Genomic DNA, 18,128 nt, shown 5'->3' with positions numbered 1-18,128 from the left:
ATTTTGAAAAATATATTCATCATCATATTTTTAATTCGTAATATAATTTATTCATGAAGAAAATAATTAAAGAATATAGATTTCAATATTTAAAAGAGTTCATAAAAAATTGTAATATACAAGAGTTTTTTTCATTATTGGGAATAAAAAAGTTCTCTCAGTACTTTAAGGTAATAAAGCCAAAAATAGAAAAATACAGTGAATCTCAATGGAGATATACTGCAGCAGAAATTTTGGTTAATTTATTTATAATTGAAAATAATCTGCTTAGGCTTAATAATAAAACGATTCTATACAATCAACAAGGATTTGATAATTTTGCAATTACAAAAGATGAAATAGATTCATTAAGAAGAATTATAAGATTTGAATGTAAAACTAAAGATGATGTGTTGAATTCAACTATTATGGAAGCATGTGATGAAACAATTAAAGATATAAAAAATAAAATAACATCTCATCAAAAACAATCTGATATCAATACAATAATTGAGAGAATCAATAATGGGGTATTTAGTTATAAACAAGTGACATCTCTTAAGCTTAATTCACAAGAAAAAGAAGAAGCCATAAACGAAATAGAAAAAATTGAAGAAGGTAAACAAAGTAATTTTGGAGCTGGATTAATTGCAGCAAAAAATATTATAAATATAGACAATATTCAATTCAACATAGTTAGAATAGCTTTTATGAAATCTGAATCAATAACTTTTCTACAATTATGAGATGTTATAAACAACAGAATACTCAAAGAAGATATTTATGAATAATCTAGTTAATAAAATAATTTTATTGGATTTTGATGTTAATTTGCAACAAAAATCAATCGTTCTAGTTAAACAAGCAAATAAAAAATTAATAGATACAAGTACACATATTTTTGAAAAAGATGTTATTTTGTGTGCTCTTAATGATTTTTCTTCAATATCAGATTTAGAAAAAATAATACCGATAACAGACATGAGAAAAGAGGATTTATTTACAACATTGCACAATGTTAAAATGAATAAGCATCAAAAAAAATTTATAGAACTTTTGCGTGATGAAAAGAACTATTCCATTTCCTGTCCTACGTCATTTGGAAAATCATTTTTAATAAGGCTTTTGGTGAAGGACTTATATAAAAAAATAAATAAAAAAATGATAATAGTTGTACCAACAAATGCATTGGCAAATGAGTATCATCAACAACTTTTAAAATCTGAAATTCCAAATTCAACTCTACCAATAGTTGATGAAAAAGTTAAAGTTCTCACACAAGAAAAAGCATATCAAGAAAAGATTTCATTTGGAGACATTATTTTTATGGATGAAGCATATGAAATGATAAATACTTCTTCAGATAGGAACATACTTTTAGCAAAGCTTTTGAAAAAAGTTGTTGACTGTGGTGCAAGAATAAAATTAATTTCTCCGAATATAAAGAATCCGATTACGATAATTCCAAAATCAATTTCTGATAATTTTATATCTGAAATTTTTACATATGATATAACATCGAGAGACATAGAACTAATTAAAAAAGAAAATATGATTGAAAAAATAAAAATCATAAAAAATTCTATTATTTATTGTAATAAAAAATCATCATTCAATCTTTCAAATAAAATCAAAAAATATAGTGATATCAATTTGGAGAATGAATACAAAGGTATTTTTAAATGGATAAGAGATGAATACGGAACTAATGAATATATACATTTGCTAAAAGTTGGGATTGTAATCCATAACGGGGATGTACCAAAACCTATAAGAATAATACAGGAAGCATTATTCAAAGCTAACAAAGCTGAATATATGTTTGCCACAACAACCGTTACTCAAGGAGTTAACTTAAAAGCTAATTCTCTTTTTATTTATGAGGAAATAGGTAAGTCAAAATTCACAAATTTCAATTTCAGAAATTTAATTGGTAGAGTTGGTAGATACAGTGTTAAAGACTTTGAAAGTAGGAACGGGACCATATATGCTTCCGATGATATTGATAAAATAGACTCTTTGTTTGATGTTAAAAATAAAATATTAATAGATATCGATAAAACAGAGAGCACATCATTGGTTGCAGAAACATCAAAAGATGATTTATTATACGATGGAACAAAAACAAAAACATTAATTGACTACTACATAGAAGGAAAGGAAAAAAAGACACGTTTTAGAAAAATTGTTCTTTCAAAAAAAGATATTTTGATGCATATAAAAGACTTAAAAAATCCTAGTGATTCATTTTTAGATATTATCACTAATTTATCAAGATTAATTTATGGTGCATCAGAAATATATATAAAAAGAGATATAGAAAGATTAATATACAAATACAAACCAACTGTATTATGAGAACAATATAAGTACTACCTAGAGCAAAGATCTAATAATCTAGAAAAAAAATACAAAAGTTTTATGTTTTCGGGAGCTAATAAAGAAAATTGATCAGATTTAGATGATTTAGAAAAATCATTGTATAAAACTTGTTACATTTCATTTATTGCAAGAGATAAAGAAAAAACTAAATCGATTATCAATAAAGTTTTCATATTAATAACGCTAATTGATGAAAATATTGTGATACCAACGGAAACAGATGAACAAAATAATGGTTTACCACATGATTTCATAGATACAACAATTTCAAATGGAGAATATGATGATGCTGTTACTGAAATTAAAGAAATTATTAAAATAGCAAATAAATAATTTATTTTACTTCCAGTTATTTTTAATCCCTTTTCTACCTATTCAAGGAGATAGATAAGGAGTTTTATTAATATGTTCTATATTATAAAAGAATCATCTCCAAATCTTTTCATATCACCTTTTTTCTAAAACAAGGATACCAGATAGCTTAATCAACATTGTAGCGATAAAGATCGGACCCACTAAAGATATTAAGTTAATAGTTTCAAAATGATTACTAAGATGAAGACTGTTAACATAAATCAAAACATTATTTTTCCAAAGTAAAATTATTTTGAAGTTCTAAATATATATAATTCTTTTTTATTTAATTTATGTTATTCAAAATGAACTTAAGTTTTAAAACATGAAATCAATATATAATTCAATCATGTGAAAAATTGGAAATATAGAAATAAAAGACAAGGTTGTATTAGCACCTATGGCAGGAGTAACTAATATTGCTTTTCGTAAGTTGGGTGCTAAATATGGTGCTGCTGTAACTTATACAGAAATGATTTCTAATGTTGGCTTAAAATATAATTCTCAAAAAACATTAGAACTTGCTGATATTAAAAAAGATGAAGGGATTGTTGGCCTACAAATATTTGGCGGTTCAGTCGAAGAATATGTTGTAGCTGCAAAATATTTTGACCAAAACTCCAACTGTTCCTTTATTGATATCAACATGGGTTGTCCAGTGCCTAAAGTGGCCCTTAAATCTCAAGCTGGTTCTGCCCTTGTTAAAACTCCCAAACTAGTTGGAAAGATAGTTAGAGAAGTTACCAAAGTCATTAGTAAGCCGCTTACAATCAAAATAAGAATTGGATGAGATGAAGCATCATTAACTCATATAGAAGTTGCTAAGATTGCTGAAGAAGCAGGTGCAGCAGCAATCACGGTTCATGGTAGAACTAGAGACCAAATGTTTAAAGGTAAAGCTGATTGATCCAAAATTAAAGAAGTCAAAGATGCTGTATCCATTCCGGTTATTGGTAATGGCGATGTATGTACCCCTGAAGATGCAAAACAATTACTTGCTGAAACTAGAGTAGATGGTATTATGATTGCTCGTGAAGCAAGAGATAATCCATGAATTTTTAAGCAAATTAATGATTACCTTGAAAAAGGAACATATGACAAGTTACCTAATCTTCCTGAAGTAATTAAAGAGTTAGTTGATTATCATGATGACTTAGTAATTATTAAATCTCAAAAACAAGCTATTTTGCAGACAAGAGGGATGGCTATTAATTGATTAAAAAGATTTAAAGGAGCCAAAGCAGCTCGTGAAAAAGTTATTAGATCAAATTCTAGGGATGAACTAATTATCAATCTTAATGAATTCAAAGCATCATATCAGTTAGCTCATAGTAATAGTTAATATTAATTTTAACAACCATTTAGAAACTTTTACAAAAGGTTGTTGAAAGTGTAATATATATGAATGAGATTGAATTGAAAAACATAAATTTAAATATCAGCATGAATAACAAAAAAAGTTTCTTTATATCAAAATTCAATATTTTATCAAACTTCATTCAATTAATAAAAGAAAATGTAAAATATATCATTAAATAAAATTTTGGTTAAGTCAATAAATTAATTATGAAAACTCTAGCTGTGCATAAAGAATTTATTAAAAAACTAATGGAAGATAGGTTGAAACATAATTTAACAACAACGGATATCGAATAATATTTTCATTCATTTTTAATATAAAGAATAATTAATGAATATAATATAGAAAAGGAGTATTTATGTACCAATACAAAGCTATGTTAAGAAGGAATAAAGAAGTTATTGCTGAGGGTCACACAGTAGAAGGTATTGAAAAACAAGTTCTGCATTATAAAAGAGGACAAAAAAAAGGTGAACATACCAATATGAATAATGAGATTGAAATCATCCATATTAAGAGAGATCAGTTACATGGAAACCCAAAAGAAACATTAATAAAAGTTGTTTAAACAACTTTTTTTGTAAAAAAAAGACCATCGGACACAATACTTCTCGACGTGGCTGCTACGTTCCCGTCCTGACCAATTTACAAGGTTACAGTTCCAATGGCAAATAAATTATACTATTTTATTTTTCTAATAATACATTTTTAAAGATATTTTGTATATAAATGAATTCATGATTACAAAACAATGTCTAAAGATAAATTATTTTTAGATGGAATAATATGAACATGAGTTCTGAAAACTTCTTGTTGTGAATTAGCACCATTATTTATATGGACTTTAAATCCATCCACACATAAATCATGAATTACTTGAAGAGCCAATTCTTTGGCTTTTATTATCGGTCTAGAAAGAGTTTCATTATCAATGTCTATTAGGTTAGTTGAAAACTTTTTTGGTACAACTAAAAAATGTCTTGGTGATTTCGGGTTGATATCATTAAAAGCAATAAATTGATCGTCTTCATAAATAATAGTTGCTGGTAATTATTTTCTAATTATTTTTTCAAAAATATCCATATTAATATCCCATTTTATCTTCGTATTCTTTTAATGTCCCGCGGAAAATAAATGAAGAATTACTTTTAATTTCAATAATGACATTGGCCGCTTCTCTAATTAAAGCCCGATTATAAGTTGTAAATATACATGCTGATTTATATTCCTTAATTCCATCAATAACTGAATCAATTGATTCAGTATCTAAATGATCCAAAGGTTGATCTAGTAATAAAAAATTTGATTCAGTTAACATCATTTTGGAAAACATTAGACGGGCCTTTTCCCCACCAGAAGTCATTTTAGAATTTTTTAAGGCTGAATCACCCTTGAAAAGCATTCTCCCTAAAAATGATCTCATTCTTGAATCAGAGTTATCTTTATTTTCTTCTTCTTTATTATTAAGTGGAAATTCGGAAATTCAATCCATAATTGGTTTGTCAGTTTTGAAATAAGCAGAATTATCATTTGGATAAAAATCATGAGTAATGGTAGAACCTCACACAACTTCTCCGGATGTTGGCTTCACATCACCATTCATAATTTCAAGGAGTTTTGTTTTAGCAAGGTCGTCTTCTCCAATTAATACAACTTTTTCACTCTTATGAATAATGAAGTTAAGATTGTCAAAAAGAGTTTCTCCTTGTGGTGTTTTGTAAGATAAGTTTCTGACCGCTACCATATCCTTACCAGGCTCGCGGTTAAGATTCCATCTGATATAAGGATACTTTCTTGTTGAAGGTTTAATATCATCTAATGTAATTTTATCAAGAGCTTTTTTTCTGGATGTAGCTTGGGATGATTTAGATGCATTAGCAGAAAATCTCCGTACAAAATCTTCCAGTTGTTTTATTTGATCTTCCTTCTTAGCATTTTGTTTGGATTGTAATTCAAGGGCAAGTTGTGAAGATTCTTTTCAAAAGGAGTAATTCCCTCTAAACATTTTAGCACCACCAAAATCAATATCAACAATGTGGGTACAAATTTGATCTAAAAAATCAGAATCATGGGAAACAACAATTACAAGATTGGCATAATCTACTAAAAACTCTTCTAATCATTTAATTGCTTTTAAATCAAGGTGATTACTAGGCTCATCCATAATCAAAATATCAGGTTCTCCAAAAAGCGCTTGAGCCAAAAGAACTTTTACTTTATCAGTTGCTTTTAGATCAGACATTTTTGCGTCTCAAAGTTTTTTCTCAATTCCTAGACCTGAAAGTAGAATTTGTGCATCATTTTCAGAATTTCATCCACCTTTGGCCCCAAATTCTTCCTCTAAATGAGCAGCCTCGTTATAATCATCTTCGGTTGCTTCAGGGTTTTCATAAATGGTATTCTTTTTTTCCTGAATGGCATATAGATCTTTATTACCCATGACAACAGCATTAGTTACCACCTTATCATCAAATAAGTTTTGGTCTTGGCTAAGAGATGAAAGTCTAGTATTTTTACTAATGATAACCTGACCTTCAGATGATTCAATATCGCCTGAGATAATTTTAAGAAATGTTGATTTACCAGCTCCATTGGCGCCAATAATTCCGTATGTATTCCCTTTCAGAAATGTTAAATTCACATTTATAAACAGTTTTTTATCTGAAAATGCTTTACCTAATCCGATTATATCTATCATGTTTCTCCTTTAAATAAGCTCCATTATTCTTTTTGCAATTGCGGTTGAATTATTGCTTCCAATTACTTCGTTAGCAGCATCTTTAGCCATTTGATTACCATTTCCCATACAAATACCCAACCCTGATCCAGATAGCATATCAAGGTCATTACCAGAGTCACCAAATGAAATAACATCATCAAGATTTCTTCCAATTAATTTTAAAACATTCTTAATTCCACCTAATTTAGAGACACCCTTTGGGTTGACATCAAGATAGACTTCATTAGCAATACGAAAATTGATTTCTGATTCATATTGTTTGAAAATCGGAATAATCTTATTGATTATTTCGGTTGTGCCCCTTAGGGAAAGTTGTAATATTTTTTCTTTGCTAATATTATTTGAAACAGACTCAATTGTATCTAGATCAAATTTCATTCACTCTTCATATGGTCCATCGCTCATATCTATTGGAACATCCATCAAGCTAGCTCGATAAGCTCTCTTTTCAACGTGAGCTGCAAACATACAATTATATTGCTTACCTACCTTAACAACAATATCAAAAAACTTATGCGGCAGTTCTTTGTCATAGTAAAATTTCTTCGTTCTACAATCATAAAAATAACCACCATTATTGGCAATTATAAAATCAAATCATTCTTCATCTAAGTCTCTCACGATATCGACAAATGGTCTACCAGTTGCAATCATTGTCATATGTCCTTTTGTTTTTATTTCTTTCAAAGCTTCAATGGTTTGGGGAATAATTTTCGATGTATCATCAAGAATGGTTCCATCCATATCAAAAACAAATATTTTACTCATTGTTATCCTTTTTGTTTTTCAAATGTGGAAATAAAATAACTTCTCTAATTGATGTTTGACCAGTTAAAAGCATTACAAGACGGTCAATCCCAATACCACATCCACCAGCTGGGGGCATACCATACTCTAAGGCCTCGACAAAATCAAGATCTATCTCGTTAGCCTCATCATTACCAGCTTCTCTTTCCAATAATTGCCCCTCAAATCTTTTCATCTGGTCAATGGGGTTATTTAACTCAGTAAACATATTGGCATATTCTCTTCCTAAAATAAATAATTCTGCCCTTTGAGTGAATCGTTGGTCATTTTCATCTAATGCAGCTAGAGGCGAAATTTCAATAGGATGACCATAAATGAAAGTTGGTTCAATAATAGTATCTTCCACCAATTTTTCAAATAATTCATTAATGATATGTCCTAATTTAAAATATGATTCAATTTTAATCCCTTTAGAAATAGCAATGCTTATAGCATCATCAAAAGAGATAACTCTAAAGTCTTTACCAGTTTTTTCATTAACAGCATCAACCATATTAACTTTTTTGAAAGGCCCTTTAACATTTATTTTATGTCCTTGATATTCAATTATTTCTTTATCAATTGCTTTTGCTGCAAAAGCAATAACCTCTTCAGTGCGTTTCATCATTCCATTTAAATCTGTATGCGCTTCGTAAAATTCAATCGTAGTAAATTCGGGATTATGAGTTGTGTCAATCCCTTCATTTCTAAAAAGACGTCCAATTTCATAAACACGATCAATCCCACCAACAAGCAATCTTTTTAAAGGAAGTTCTGTGGCAATTCTTAAATAAAATTCCATATCTAAAGCATTATGATGAGTGGTAAAGGGTTTTGCAGCAGCACCGCCAAGAATAGCTTGTAAAATTGGTGTATCAGCTTCCATATATTCTTGGTCATCAAAATAACGTCTGATGGATGAAATAATTTTAGTTCTTTGTCAAAAAATATTTTTTACATCATCATTAACAATTAAATCAACATATCTTCTTCTATATCTTTCTTCAACATCTTTTAATCCGTGAAATTTCTCGGGTAGTGGTCTTAAAGATTTTGCTAAAAGTGATAACTTAGAGGCTCTAATAGTTAAGCTTCCGGTGCTAGTCTTCATTACTTCGCCTTCAAAAAAGATGATATCTCCTATATCAAGTGTTTTGACTAATTGATCAATTTTTGGGAAAGTTTTTTTAGCTATATATGCTTGAAGTGGTCCAGTTGAGTCTTTTCCGATGATAAAAGGACCTCTTGTAGTCATAATTCTGCAGACAACTGATGCTTGTGTTTTTTGTTCATGCAACTCTTCTTTTGAGAATTTTCCATACTTATCTTCGAGCGACTTGGAATTATCTGAAAAATCTTTCTTTGCAGATCAAGGTTTAATTCCTATTTCATGATATTTCTTAATTTTTTCTCTTCTGACTAGTTCTAATTCAGTAAATTTTCGACTCATAAGTACCCCTTTTTATGTATATTTTACCATTAAAACAAAATTGATGTTTGGTAAAGTAATAATAACTTGAAATAATAACAAAAAATTGACCTAATAAGTCAATTTTTTCAAATGGCGGGCGATGAGGGATTCGAACCCCCGCGGGCCGTGAAGCCCCTGCTAGTTTTCAAGACTAGTCCCTTCAGCCGGACTTGGGTAATCGCCCATTTGCTTAAATATTATATCTAAAAAATATTAGATTAATCATTTATTCTAGATAGGATAAAAATTGATGCGGTTTCAGCCCTTAATATTCTTTTACCTAAATTTAAAACTTGAAAATTATTTTTTTTGGCTAAAGAAATTTCACTATCACTAAAGCCTCCTTCTGGTCCAACAAGAAAGATTGAATCCGTTGGTAAATTATTTTTTACTGGGCTGGCATCTGTTACATGAGCGATAAATTTATTTGTTTGATCAATGACAATGACTTGATCAAATGATAAAATATTAGTCACTTCCATTGGGACGTTTCTGAATGATTGTTCTGATGCATTAAAAGCAATTTTATTTCATCTTGCTACTTTCTTGTCTAAGTCACCAGATATTTTTTTAGAAACATGGACGGATTGCATAGGAATAAATTTTGTGGCACCCAATTCAGATGCTTTTTGAATTAAAAGATCGAATCTCTTAGAATCGATAATGGAAGCCGCCAAAATAACTTCATTAGTAAACTCATGATTATCATCCATTTGTCGGATAATTTTAGCATGATTATTTTCTAATGTACAAACATAAAATGTTTTATTATATGTACAAATGAATTCCTTATTTTGAACTCTTGCGACTTTAATATGCCGGAGTGTTTCTTGGGTTAGTGGAAAAAATTCATCATCTTTTTCATTTACAAAAAATCTAAACATTATCGCTCCTTAAATCTTTAATTCAAATGGTTCCATTTTTCTAAATGTAATAGATGATTTTTTTAAAATATCTTTTGCAATCAAGTTATCCTCAGTGTTTTTATATTTATCATTCTCGTAAATAATTTCAGTAATCCCTGCCTGAATTAAGAATTTTGCACAAGTTGAACACGGGAAAAGTGACACATATAACATTGAATCTTCTAAATTTGATATAGCATTTAAAACAGCATTCATTTCTGCATGGATCACATATGGATATTTAGTATCAACATGTTTGCCTTCTCGACTTCAAGGAAAATCATCATTACCACTTGGCATGCCATTATAGCCAAGACCAATAACTCTTTTCTTTTTGTTAACGATAGTTGCCCCTACTTTGGTGTTGGGATCTTTTGATCTTAGCGCTGAGACCTTAGCTAAGGCCATAAAATATTCATCTCAATTTATGCTTTTCATAATTAAATAATAACTTAAAAGTAATAAAAATTCAAACAAAATATTCTATTAATAATTGGTATCATCATTTTGGTTATTGTTCTTTAAATTTAATAAGGCATTTTCCTCCTCACTTGATTTAACAATAACATTGATCCTTGATTTGTAAAACCCGGATGACCCAACAACATAACTAAGATTAAACCAACAATTAATCGCGGCATAGTTATTTTGTATAACGTGATCCAATGATCATTGTCGGAATAGCTAAAACTGAGATAAATGGGCAAAGATCACTGAACAAGATGTGGTGTCAACCGCAAATGATACTTTCATGAATCATAAATGTCACTGTATTAAGGATGGTGGTAACAACAAAAGCGTTTCTAATCTTTTTATCATATTTTATGAAAAATGATCCTTTATTAAATATGAAGACTAGTCCAGCAACAACAGCAATGATGGATAGTGTGAGAAAATATAGTGAATTATCTAATAATTTCATTTTTATATTATAAAATAAAAAAAACACTCATTTTTAAATATGTTTTAATGGTATTTAGTAATTACATATGGCGGGAAATGAGGGATTCGAACCCTCGCTAGATTTAACTCTACTACACCCTTTCCAAGGGTGCCTCTTCGGCCACTTGAGTAATTCCCCGTGGTGCCGACAATTGGATTTGAACCAACGACCTACTCCTTACCATGGAGTTGCTCTACCAACTGAGCTATGACGGCATAATGTTATTTTATCTTATTTTTTTAGCAAGTTAGATAAATATATTCCCTAAATTATTTATAATATACATATTATGAAACAATACTTATCACTATTAGAAGAAATAACAAAAAATGGAAAGCACAAGGGTGATCGAACAGGCACTGGGACCATAGCTCTTTTTGGCACACAAAGGAGATATGATTTAAGATCACATTTTCCATTATTAACAACCAAAAAAATCCATTGACCATCAGTTGTTCATGAATTATTATGATTTATTGCTGGTGATACTAATATTAAATATTTGGTTGACAATAACGTTAGAATCTGAAACGAATGACCTTATGAAATCTATCATAAGTCAAACACATATCAAGGCGAAGATATGAAAGCCTTTGTTGAAAAGATAAAACATGAACAAGGATTTGCTGAAAAATGAGGCCAACTTGGGCCCATCTATGGAGCACAATGAAGAAATTTTGAAGGTGTTGATCAATTAGCAAATGTAATAGACAAAATTAAAAATAACCCACAATCAAGAAGGATTATTATCAGTGCTTGGAATGCTCAAAGAATTCCAGAAATGGTATTACCACCTTGCCATGCTCTCATTCAATTTTTTGTTAATGATGGTGAATTATCATGCCAATTGTATCAGAGATCAGCTGATGTGTTTTTGGGCGTACCATTCAACATCGCCTCATACTCACTATTAACTTTAATGATTGCACAAGTAACAGGTTTAAAACCAGGAGACTTCATTCATACAACTGGTGATACCCATATTTATGACAATCATCAAGAACAAGTTGCTTTACAACTGACAAGAACACCTAAAGATCTTCCTACAATCAAACTGAACTCAAATATTACATCTATTTATGACTTTAAAATGGAAGATATTGAATTAGTTAGTTATGATCCTTATCCTTTAATTAAAGGAAAAGTGGCTGTTTAGTGATTAAATTAATTGTAGCTGTCGGATTCAATAACCTGATTGGTAATGGCAACAAAATGCCTTGACATATCGTTGAGGAATTTAAACATTTTAAAAAGATGACAATGGGTCATGATTTACTATTTGGAAAAACTACGTTTTTAGGTTTGCCAAAAAAACTTCCTGGGAGAAAACATATTGTATTGGGGTCTGCTGAAACAAAAGGAGCTGATGAATCAATAACATCTTTAAATGAACTACAATCTGTATTTAAAAAATATAAAAATTCTGATAAAACACTCTTTATCGCTGGTGGTAAATCCATTTACGAGCAATTTTACCAATTTGCAGATGAAATATATGTGTCAGAAATGAAAACTAATGTTCAAGGTGATGTATTTTTGAATATGGACTTAAGTGATTATAAGAAAACTCAATTTGATAAGCAAGAAAAATTTACTGTTTATAAATATACTAAATAAAATAATTATGATTGTCTTATAATTTTATACAAATTTGAAAACACATAATATCCGTCTCCATTGTCTTTAATATTCAAGGCTTTTGTGACAATATTCCAGTCATTATAAAGTGTTTGTATCGACACACCTTTATGGTCGATTTTTAACTTTTCCATAGCAAAATATTTTTTTATTTTATAGTATTTGAAGAAAATTTTTGCAATTTCTTTTCTAATGGTAGTATTGATGGAATTAGAATCTTCAATTTGCTTTCATAATTTAATTATATCTTTAACCCTGTCAGACATTTTTCTTTTAGATGTAATTAGTGAGTCAATAAAAAAAGATATTCATTCGTTCCATGAATCATAATTATCATTTAGTTGAACATCACGCAAGATTTGTTTATATTTTTTTTCATTATTATTAAAAAATTCAGATAAATATATTGGGAAATTCAGTTGTTTATATAAAAATTTCAAGGAAAGACTCAAAAATAATCTCCCAACTCTTCCATTACCATCAACAAACGGGTGGATTGCTTCAAAAAGTGGATGCATTAATGCTATGTGTTCTATCAACAAAGAATCTTTTTCATACTTATCATGTATTGTTTCCATTAAGTCATCAAGATACTCCCTTTTACGGGATGGCTTAACCATGATTATAGAAGCATCTCTAATATCTGCAGTGGTACCAGCAATAAAGTTGGGGTCTGCATCATCTTTCATAATTTTTCCTGGTTTTACCCTGCTTATTTCCTTTGATGTATCATAAGTCATTTTAAATTTTTTATTTGAATCATTCGCATATAATTCAAGATGTATGTTGGCAATACTATCTGCAGAAAAAATGAAATTCTTGTTATAGTAATCTCCATTAAAATATTTATGATAAAGATTTATTAAATTTCTTGTCTCTCATTGAGGAATGTTATTCATTTCTACAATATCGTATGCAAAGTCATCAATCCTAGTTTTTGTGCCTTCAATAAGGGATGAACTTTCTCCTTCAATCATGAGTAATGGCAATAGAAAAATCTTATAGTCTCCTGTAGTTAAACTAGTTAGTGTTGAATTTAGTTCAGACATTTCAAAAATAAGATCATTAACTAGCTTTCTTTGGTTATCCGTAAAACGTATTCCATCAATTAATTCAGAAAATAACCTTATTTTCACATAATTTTTTTGGTCTTCAAATTCCATTTATTACTTCTTTCTGCTTTTATTTTAACATATTTTAAAGCAATTAAACCATTTTGCTTTAATTACTTTAAAATATTAATTATTCGTCGATAGTAATATTTAATAAAAGTATATATCACCCATAAATAATTAATTCTTTACAACTGATTTCATGTTTAAAAAGATATTAAGTACAAATCAACTTAACTTATGTTAATGACAAGTTAATCCGATTTGCACTATAACATTTATATAATTTTTTAATATAGATATTTTTATTATCGCCGCTTTTATTAGATCATGATAATGGTAAAATATACTTAATAGTGATAAAGAAATTAAAAATGACGAATTTCAACTGAATATTCTTTAGACAATCACTAAAGATTTTGGTTCCCATTGTACTATCACAAGTTGTGGTAGTTGCTATTTCATTTATGGATGGAATTATGGTTAATAGTTATGAGCGAATTGGGCAACCCCCTAAAGTTGATTACGCTGCAGTTGGCATAGCCGGAGAAATATGATTTGGCTTTCAAGCATTCTTTTCTGCTACTGCTATCATCTTTAGTATTTTGTATTCACATTTTGCCCATAATCAAAAGACATTTACCGATGTAGCTAAATTTAATTTTTGATATTCACTAGTAGTCACTACTGTCATAACATTAATTATGTATTTTGCTGCTTCACCAATAGTTAATCTATTTTTTCTGAGTAGTGAATCAACGGATTCACAAATCATTAAACAAATAGCTACAAATTATTTAAAAATCATTGCTCTTGGACATTTATTTATTTCTTTTGCTTGGGCAATGTTAAATCCGCTGGCAATAAAAGGTAAAGCCAAATATGCACTATATGTTTCCTTGGTTTCCCTTGGATTAAATATAGTTTTTGATTACATTTTTATTTATGAACTTGATCTTGGTGCAGAAGGATCAGCATGAGCAACAACAATTTCTTATGCGGTTGAATTTGGCATTGTGACATTTTTTGTCTGATGACATAAGGGTTGATTCAAGGGATTTTGATCCACCAATATATTTATAATGAATAAATTTGTTGTAAAAGAAGTTTTAAGACGATCATGATTATTTTTTACCTTTGTATTAATGCAAGTATCAATTGCCGCTTCTACATTTATCTATGTCAATTTATACTCAACCAATATTATAAAACCAATGACTGTCGCTTACATGGTGGCAGGCATCATGTTCTCAGTCTTTACTGGGATAAATAGAAGTGTGAAAATCTTTATTGGCACTTTACTCGGTGAAGGAAAGTTTGAAGAAGCACGAAAGACAGCAACAAAACTATGATTTTCGATTGTATTTCTGACTAGCATATTTGTTGTTTTAGCATTAATTTCAACAGCATTTCTACCGCAAGCGATGTTGGATAGTAAAAGTAATATAAGAGTGGCTAAAATAATGATATACACGTTCGCTGGATCCGTGATTGCTTATACGTGTGCTCAATATTTTTCGGCTATTTTAGAAACAAGTGGATTCCAACTTGTGCCAAATTTATTAAATTATTTTTTTCACACTTGACTAGTTATTCCTATGATCTTTATTTTATCTTACTTGGGGTTGGGGTGATCATTCGAGGTAAACTTTATTGTTTGTCAATGCCTTTACTTTATTCCGGCTATTTTAATCTACTTTGACTATAAAAGATATAAATGACTCAAAAGAATCAAAGAATATTAATAAATATCAAGGTAGGTAAAAACTCATTATTGCATTTGTTTTTCTTTTGCTACTTTAATTGTCTTCACAACCCAGTAATATGAAATTATAAATAAATAACACCAAGATAACATTTTATCAATAAAGTGAAATTATGAAATAGTTCAAACTTGTAGTCATTTACAATAAAATGTAATTATGATTAACAAATGGCACTGTAATATATTGCTATATTTTTGCATAAAATCGATTGTCTAAAATATAATATAGACATAAAAACTTATAACAAAAGGCTTTTAATGATTAATTTGCTAGGTTGACAATCATGATATATCTGAATAAATTAATAAAATTTGATAAATTTATGTATTTCCAATATAAAGATCAAATAATCAAAAACATTACAAAAATAACAAAATTGCAAATAATTTATGGGTTCACATTTATTACTATCAAATTAATAATTCAATGGTATAATCAACGAGAATATAAAATTAAAAAGGAGATGAATATGGATAAAGTAACAATTAAGGGTGATGAATTTAAATTGATTGGTGAATTAATTAGCGAAGGCAGCAAACTGGATTTTAAAGCTGTTAATCGTGAAGGTAAAGATATGAATTTTAGTGATCTTAAAGGTCTTGTAATCATATCTACATTTCCAGACATTACTACAAGTGTTTGTGATGATCAAACACAATGAATTGCCAAAATAGCTGCAAAACATAAAGATATTAAATTTTTATCATTAACAGCTGATCCTGTAGATACAATTAATGATTGATGTTTAGCTCACGGTTATAATAATATTGATATCTGAACAGATCAATATAAAGAATTCGGAAATAACACTAATTCAATTATTGAAAAAATAGGAAAACTAACTAGAGGATTTATGATAGTTAAAAATGGCGTTATTGAAAAAATGGCTTATAAAAATGAAATAGCTGAAGAACCAAATTATAAATTCGTTGAAGATTTTTTAGTATAATTATTTGAAGGAGACATAAATGATCTACTTTGAAAGAATTAAAGGACTAACGCAAGAGTCTATAGCTGTTAAGGCCACAAAAATGGCAAATAAATTTGAGCAAATGGGTTATCAAATTGTATCTATAACTCAATACGCTGATTCCAATTCAATTGGAAGAAATAAAGCTTGTACAATTTATTACAAAAAATAATATTTGTTGAAGCATAACAACTATGCACCACATTTTGGGCATGGTTTTTTTATTTTGGGTTCTATGGATCTAGTAAATTTATTGAATCAATTTACACCATCATAACGGGACAAAGAACTCTTGAAGTGACTAAAGTTTTTGGTGATTATGAAAAACATTTTCCAATAAGAATATTTTTGTTGCAACATCAAAAAACCTATTAATAATGGTAATGTAGTTGCGCCAAAAGCACCAATTCAAGACATCATGGCATAAGCTAAAGGGAATGTTTGGATGTTTGGTGGAGGTATTTTAGCGAAATAATTTTTCGTGCAAGATCCTAAATATATGAAATTTATCTTGCTATTATTCTGATTATTTTTGGCGAGGTATTAGGATGCTCCTTAATAGTGAAACTAATTCCATGATGGAATAATGAAATCGTTATGTTAAAATATATGCGTAATAATTAAAGGAAAATAACCATGATCAGACCAAAATTGAAAGTAAATGACAAAGTTTCTTTGCAAAGTTTATCCGGAGGAATGGCTGGGGATAAGCGTTTTTATCATCGCTTTTTAATTGGTAAGGATAGAATTGAGCATATCTTTAACTTAGAGGTTATTGCTTCACCCAACTCTTTGAAAGGTTTTGATTTTATCAATGATAATCCTGACAAGCGTGCTAAAGATTTAATGGACGCTATTAATGATCCCACTATTCAAGGAATTATTGCTAATATAGGTGGAATTGATTCTTCAAGGATATGACCATTTATTGACCTTAAATCTATCAAGGCATATCCCAAAATTTTAGTTGGTTATTCAGATATTACTTCAGTACATCTTATGTTTTATAAAGCTGGCGTCCAATCATACTATGGTCCGGCTGTCCTTGATGGCTTTGCCGAAAATGTTAAGATGCATCAGTATACAATTGATAGTTTTAACAAAGCTGTATTTAAAAATGCTACTCAGCATATTGAATCTGCCAATGAATGAACCAGCGAATTTTTAGATTTTGCTGATGAAAGTTTAGATCAAACATCAAGAAAAATGAACAAAGAAAAACAAGGTTTTATTTTTTCAAGATCTACTGGCGCAATCTCTGGGCACCTTATTGGAGGAAACCTGGATACAATCATTAAAATTAAGGATGAGGAATTTTTCCCAAATTTAAGTGAATGAAATAATGCGATTATATTTCTAGAAACTTCTGAAGAAAAAATGAAGCCAGAAATTTTTAGAAAATCCATACTATCACTACAAAAAGAAATAGATGTTTGCTCAGGTCTTATATTTGGTAAACCCAAAGATGAAACATATTTTAACGAATATTTAAGCATCATACAAGAGCTGATTATAAAACCATTTGTCTTTAATATGAACTTTGGACATACCGCCCCATTATTAACTATTCCTTATGGTGGCAATTGTATGATCAATTTTAAAAATAAGAAAATTAAAATATCCTAATTGCAGACAAAATAATGTTTTTTGCAAAGGTATTTTGTTGAATTTAAGTAAAATTATGGTAAAATGTTTTAGCAATTTACATATATTGCATGTTTA

18 protein-coding genes, 3 tRNA genes and 1 other RNA gene are annotated in these 18,128 nt (G+C 29.2%); 10 read left to right on the top strand and 12 right to left on the bottom strand.

Annotated features, from left to right (window positions below; genetic code table 4):
- The first annotated feature begins 53 nt into the window (after positions 1-53).
- From O3I44_RS03170 to O3I44_RS03155, 4 genes are all read left to right on the top strand, one after another.
- A complete protein-coding gene (locus O3I44_RS03170; RefSeq protein ID WP_303717070.1) occupies positions 54-770 on the top strand; it encodes a hypothetical protein in 717 nt (238 codons plus the stop codon).
- Positions 763-2,694 carry a DEAD/DEAH box helicase gene (locus tag O3I44_RS03165; protein ID WP_303717069.1) on the top strand — a complete coding sequence of 644 codons (1,932 nt, stop codon included), beginning with the start codon at positions 763-765 and terminating at the stop codon, positions 2,692-2,694. Before O3I44_RS03170 ends, O3I44_RS03165 begins: the two co-directional genes overlap by 8 nt.
- Positions 2,695-3,064: 370 nt before the next feature.
- Positions 3,065-4,057 carry a tRNA dihydrouridine synthase DusB gene (gene dusB, locus O3I44_RS03160; protein ID WP_303717068.1) on the top strand — a complete coding sequence of 331 codons (993 nt, stop codon included), beginning with the start codon at positions 3,065-3,067 and terminating at the stop codon, positions 4,055-4,057.
- Between the two features lie 376 nt (positions 4,058-4,433).
- Entirely contained in the window at positions 4,434-4,643 is a 210-nt protein-coding gene (locus O3I44_RS03155) for an MAG6790 family protein (RefSeq protein ID WP_303717067.1), read from the top strand.
- Positions 4,644-4,659: 16 nt separating this feature from the next.
- On the opposite strand, the gene ffs is transcribed toward O3I44_RS03155, so the two are convergent.
- The 11 genes from ffs to O3I44_RS03100 all read right to left on the bottom strand — a co-directional run bounded on the left by ffs (position 4,660) and on the right by O3I44_RS03100 (position 11,135).
- Positions 4,660-4,747: signal recognition particle sRNA small type (gene ffs, locus O3I44_RS03150), an RNA gene on the bottom strand.
- Positions 4,748-4,816: 69 nt separating this feature from the next.
- Positions 4,817-5,074, bottom strand: a complete 258-nt coding sequence (locus tag O3I44_RS03145; RefSeq protein WP_373317551.1) for an HIT domain-containing protein — start codon at positions 5,072-5,074, stop codon at positions 4,817-4,819.
- A gap of 85 nt (positions 5,075-5,159) precedes the next feature.
- On the bottom strand, positions 5,160-6,773 hold the full coding sequence (locus O3I44_RS03140; protein ID WP_303717066.1) for an ABC-F family ATP-binding cassette domain-containing protein: 1,614 nt from the start codon (positions 6,771-6,773) through the stop codon (positions 5,160-5,162).
- A gap of 9 nt (positions 6,774-6,782) precedes the next feature.
- Positions 6,783-7,583, bottom strand: coding sequence for an HAD family hydrolase (locus O3I44_RS03135; RefSeq protein WP_303717065.1), 801 nt, complete (start codon positions 7,581-7,583; stop codon positions 6,783-6,785).
- Positions 7,576-9,051, bottom strand: coding sequence for a lysine--tRNA ligase (lysS, locus tag O3I44_RS03130; RefSeq protein ID WP_303717064.1), 1,476 nt, complete (start codon positions 9,049-9,051; stop codon positions 7,576-7,578). The genes O3I44_RS03135 and lysS overlap by 8 nt, the downstream gene beginning before the upstream one ends.
- Positions 9,052-9,163: 112 nt before the next feature.
- Positions 9,164-9,256: transfer RNA gene (locus tag O3I44_RS03125), tRNA-Ser, on the bottom strand.
- Between the two features lie 34 nt (positions 9,257-9,290).
- A complete protein-coding gene (locus O3I44_RS03120; RefSeq protein ID WP_303717063.1) occupies positions 9,291-9,956 on the bottom strand; it encodes a 16S rRNA (uracil(1498)-N(3))-methyltransferase in 666 nt (221 codons plus the stop codon).
- Positions 9,957-9,965: 9 nt separating this feature from the next.
- Positions 9,966-10,415 carry a deoxycytidylate deaminase gene (locus tag O3I44_RS03115; protein WP_303717062.1) on the bottom strand — a complete coding sequence of 150 codons (450 nt, stop codon included), beginning with the start codon at positions 10,413-10,415 and terminating at the stop codon, positions 9,966-9,968.
- 205 nt (positions 10,416-10,620) lie between these two features.
- Positions 10,621-10,899 carry a hypothetical protein gene (locus tag O3I44_RS03110; RefSeq protein WP_303717061.1) on the bottom strand — a complete coding sequence of 93 codons (279 nt, stop codon included), beginning with the start codon at positions 10,897-10,899 and terminating at the stop codon, positions 10,621-10,623.
- Between the two features lie 68 nt (positions 10,900-10,967).
- Positions 10,968-11,058, bottom strand: a tRNA-Ser gene (locus O3I44_RS03105).
- Between the two features lies 1 nt (position 11,059).
- Positions 11,060-11,135, bottom strand: a tRNA-Thr gene (locus O3I44_RS03100).
- A gap of 74 nt (positions 11,136-11,209) precedes the next feature.
- Between O3I44_RS03100 and thyA the strand changes: the two genes are divergently transcribed.
- Together thyA and O3I44_RS03090 are read left to right on the top strand one after the other, a co-directional pair.
- A complete protein-coding gene (gene thyA / locus O3I44_RS03095; protein WP_303717060.1) occupies positions 11,210-12,076 on the top strand; it encodes a thymidylate synthase in 867 nt (288 codons plus the stop codon).
- A complete protein-coding gene (locus O3I44_RS03090; protein WP_303717059.1) occupies positions 12,076-12,537 on the top strand; it encodes a dihydrofolate reductase in 462 nt (153 codons plus the stop codon). The genes thyA and O3I44_RS03090 overlap by 1 nt, the downstream gene beginning before the upstream one ends.
- Positions 12,538-12,542: 5 nt before the next feature.
- Here O3I44_RS03090 and O3I44_RS03085 read toward each other — a convergent pair whose 3' ends face one another.
- A complete protein-coding gene (locus O3I44_RS03085) occupies positions 12,543-13,721 on the bottom strand; it encodes a Fic family protein (RefSeq protein ID WP_303717058.1) in 1,179 nt (392 codons plus the stop codon).
- Positions 13,722-14,026: 305 nt separating this feature from the next.
- On the opposite strand from O3I44_RS03085, the gene O3I44_RS03080 reads away from it, so the two are divergent.
- The 4 genes from O3I44_RS03080 (at position 14,027) to O3I44_RS03065 (ending at position 18,032) form a co-directional block, all read left to right on the top strand.
- Entirely contained in the window at positions 14,027-15,415 is a 1,389-nt protein-coding gene (locus O3I44_RS03080; RefSeq protein WP_303717057.1) for an MATE family efflux transporter, read from the top strand.
- Between the two features lie 490 nt (positions 15,416-15,905).
- The gene (locus O3I44_RS03075; RefSeq protein WP_303717056.1) at positions 15,906-16,385 is read left to right on the top strand and encodes a redoxin family protein; all 480 of its coding nucleotides are present in this window, start codon (positions 15,906-15,908) and stop codon (positions 16,383-16,385) included.
- 19 nt (positions 16,386-16,404) lie between these two features.
- Positions 16,405-16,578: a hypothetical protein gene (locus tag O3I44_RS03070; RefSeq protein ID WP_303717055.1), complete on the top strand. Its 174-nt coding sequence runs from the start codon at positions 16,405-16,407 to the stop codon at positions 16,576-16,578.
- A 464-nt stretch (positions 16,579-17,042) separates the two neighbouring features.
- On the top strand, positions 17,043-18,032 hold the full coding sequence (locus O3I44_RS03065; protein ID WP_303717054.1) for a S66 family peptidase: 990 nt from the start codon (positions 17,043-17,045) through the stop codon (positions 18,030-18,032).
- The last annotated feature ends 96 nt before the right edge of the window (positions 18,033-18,128 follow it).

Origin of the sequence: Candidatus Mycoplasma mahonii, from assembly GCF_030550815.1 — a bacterium.
Lineage (GTDB): Bacteria > Bacillota_I > Bacilli_A > Mycoplasmatales > Metamycoplasmataceae > Mycoplasma_O > Mycoplasma_O mahonii.
This window is presented reverse-complemented; position numbering and strand designations above follow the sequence as displayed.